The organism is Komarekiella delphini-convector SJRDD-AB1, from assembly GCF_014831675.1.
GTDB lineage: Bacteria > Cyanobacteriota > Cyanobacteriia > Cyanobacteriales > Nostocaceae > Komarekiella.
In genome coordinates this window covers 1-3,244 of sequence record NZ_VJXY01000144.1, presented here as the reverse complement: position 1 = coordinate 3,244, position 3,244 = coordinate 1, and the positions used below count along the sequence as shown (strand labels likewise).

General features: G+C 37.5%; 2 protein-coding genes. One reads left to right on the top strand and one right to left on the bottom strand.

The window, feature by feature from the left end; translation table 11 throughout:
• Positions 1-272: 272 nt before the first annotated feature.
• Positions 273-2,789 carry a CHAT domain-containing protein gene (locus tag FNW02_RS37800; RefSeq protein WP_191762577.1) on the top strand — a complete coding sequence of 839 codons (2,517 nt, stop codon included), beginning with the start codon at positions 273-275 and terminating at the stop codon, positions 2,787-2,789.
• Here the strand turns inward: FNW02_RS37800 and FNW02_RS37795 are convergent.
• Entirely contained in the window at positions 2,770-3,120 is a 351-nt protein-coding gene (locus FNW02_RS37795) for a hypothetical protein (RefSeq protein WP_225226312.1), read from the bottom strand. The genes FNW02_RS37800 and FNW02_RS37795 overlap by 20 nt on opposite strands.
• Positions 3,121-3,244: the final 124 nt, after the last annotated feature.

The following is a 3,244-nucleotide window of genomic DNA, read 5'->3' as shown; positions in this document are numbered from 1 at the left end:
ACCATTTGCTCGACACCTTTATTTCAACGTTAGGACTCTCGCCGACTATAATTAAATCCCATCCTAACTACCAAAACCTACGGTCTTACGGCGTTATTACCGCCTAATTTTGTCCGGAGTATTGATACTGAAACCTTAAATTTGACCGAGAAATAGCTCAGAATTTCACCTGAGCAATGGTTCGAGTAATCGTCCAGAACCAAAATCCTTGAAAGCTACCAAATCGCTCACGTTTACGTAGCTTTAATAATAGGGGTCTCATGGGAGTTAAGATGATCAAAATTAAGTATTGCTTTAACTATCTGTTGTTAAGTATTTTAGGCTTATCCGCAAGTGCGAGCTATGCACCTTTTACCTTGGCTGAAACTGTAAATCAACAAGCAAAACAAAATCAAGCAGAATTATTGACCCAAAAGGGTCATTGGCAATTGAATCAAGGTCAAGCCCAAGAAGCTTCCCAAAGTTGGCAACAAGCTACGAAAATTTACCGTCAACTCCAAGACTCTGAAGGCATTACAGGGAGTTTGATTAACGAGAACCTTGCTCTACAAACTTTAGGGTTGTATCCTCGTGCATGTGAGACACTGCTAGAGGCTTTGAAGATGAATGCTTGGATTTGTGCCCCAACACAATTACAACTTACTGAATCTATAGAAAATCTTCTCTCATCAGCAATTCACAAGCTAGAGCCAACGCAAGTATATTTACTTGGATTACAAAACTTAGGAGATGCTCTGCGTCTAATTGGTAAGTTAAATGAATCAGAAGTAGTTTTAAAGAAAACTCTCTTGCTGGCTCAACAAACGACACCAAAATATGATGTTAGTGGAATTCGTCTCTCGCTAGCTAGTACTAAACAAACTATCTATAAGAGACTACAAGATAAGTACTACTGGGTAGAAGAACCAGAACTTCGGCAAGAAAATGTCAATTTAATTCAAAACAAAGCATTGGAGTCCTTGGAAATTTATCAATTTTTAATTAGCACTTCAAGCGTTCCTAGAGAAATACAGCTACAATCGCAACAACATCGCTTGAATTTATTGTTAGATTTTTCAAAATGGCTAAAAAGAGAGGCTAGCTCAGGTAATAAAAGTTTAACTAATATTTCCCCTAGCATCACTCAACAGATTCAGTTTTCTGTAACTCTATTGCTGAAAAACTCCTCTCAGTTTTCTCAACTACCCCCTACTCAAAGAGTTTATGCAAAGCTTAACCTTGCTAATAGCCTGAATCAACTTCAAGATAAGCAATTGCAATCATCAGCCCTTCAGTATGCACAAGAAGCTTTGCAAACAGCTAAAAGTATCAACGACCAGCAGTTGTTGTCGTATAGTTTCGGTACTTTGGGTAAATTAGCAAAGCGACCAGAGCAATCACAAGCCTATTTTGAAAAGGCTTTAGGTTGGGCCCAATCAGTCCATGCATGGGAGATTGCTTATCAATGGCAGCAACAGTTAGGGGATTTGTACAAGAAGCAAGGAAAAGTTGAAGAAGCTCTTTTAGCTTATAGTGCAGCAATTGATAATATAACTCAAGTTCGCAACAATCTTTCAGCAAGTAACACTGATTTACAATTATCTTTTTATGAAAAAGTAGAACCTGTTTATCGTAATTATATGCGATTGCTGCTTGACTCAAGCAACCCAGATTTAGAAAAAGTAATTCAAACAAACGAAAGGCTGCAAATAGCAGAGTTAGAAAATTTTCTAAAATGCGGTAAACTCGACCTCATTACTTTAAAAGAAATTAAAAACTTAAATAGTGCTTTTGGAATAATTCATATCATTGACTTGGATGACCGTATAGAGGTAATTGTACAGTCCCCAGACAAATCTCTTCATCGTCATTCTGTCGCCTCCAAGTTAATTAGAGAGCATGTCGATAATCTGTTGAATAATTTGCAGAATAAAAACCTTATTGATACTGATGAGTATGCCCTTATACTACCTTATCAAGCGCTTTATAAATTACTAATTGCACCTATTAATAAACACTTACCTTCATCAGGAACATTAGTATTTACCCTAGATCAATCTTTTCAAAGTCTGCCGATGGGCTTGCTGCATGATGGAAAAGATTATTTGCTGAAACGGTACAGCGTTGCAGTAACTCTAGGTTCTAGAGTTAGACCTCCTAAACTTTTATATAGAGAACAGTTTAAGGCACTAATTGCTGGACTCTCTAAAATTAGTCAAAACTTCAACGATCATCAATATACTTTAGAAAATATGCCACCTCTGCCTCAATCAAAGAAGGAAATAGAGGATATTGAACAACAAGTTAATTCTTCACTTGTATTATTAGATAAAAACTTTACACTTCAACAACTAAAGCAGAATTTGAGTAAAGATAATTTTCCCATCATTCATATAGCGACTCATGGGCAGTTTAGCTCTGATCCCTATAAAACGATAATTTTGATGTACGATAGAGCAATTAATGTATTGGAACTTGATCGCTTATTAAAAGGAGAAAATCAAGCTGATACAGCAGCAATTGAATTATTAGTCTTAAGTGCTTGCGAAACAGCGAAAGGCAACAAACGCTCAATACTGGGAATTGCTGGAATTGCTGCCCAGGCAGGTGCAAGAAGTACCGTAGCCAGTTTGTGGCGAGTAGATGCAGATTCTACTGCTTTGCTGATGAAAGAATTTTACAAAGAGTTAAAAAATGGTAAACCTAAAGCAGAAGCATTAAGACAAGCACAATTAAGCTTAATGTCAAATCCTGAATATCGCCACCCATTCTACTGGGCGCCTTTCCTCCTCATTGGGAGTTGGTTATAATTTGTATTAATTTTAGTCGTTCCTGCACCTTTTCTAATTCATCTAAGTTGCCATTACTTTGTGCCAATTGAACTGCTATTGTATATTCACGATAAGCTTCTTCTGGTAGCCGTGCCTCTACATAGCGATCGCCTAAAGTTCTATAAAGAACCGGATTCTGGCTTCCTGCTGCCTTTCGGATCTTTAACGTCTCGATTGTTTCATTTAAGAGTCTTCTAGACATGAAAATAGCATCTAAGTCTAGAAATGCTGCTTCGTCTGGAGGCAATTTGAGAGACTTAATCTGCTTCACCGCATCTAAAATTTGTTTAGCATCGCTTTGAGGTAACAATACTCCGGACAAAATTAGGCGGTAATAACGCCGTAAGACCGTAGGTTTTGGTAGTTAGGATGGGATTTAATTATAGTCGGCGAGAGTCCTAACGTTGAAATAAAGGTGTCGAGCAAATGGTCAT

Excerpts from the sequence above, each read along its gene's own strand:
- FNW02_RS37800 (WP_191762577.1), top strand. The coding sequence starts at position 273 with ATGATCAAAATTAAGTATTGCTTTAACTATCTGTTGTTAAGTATTTTA.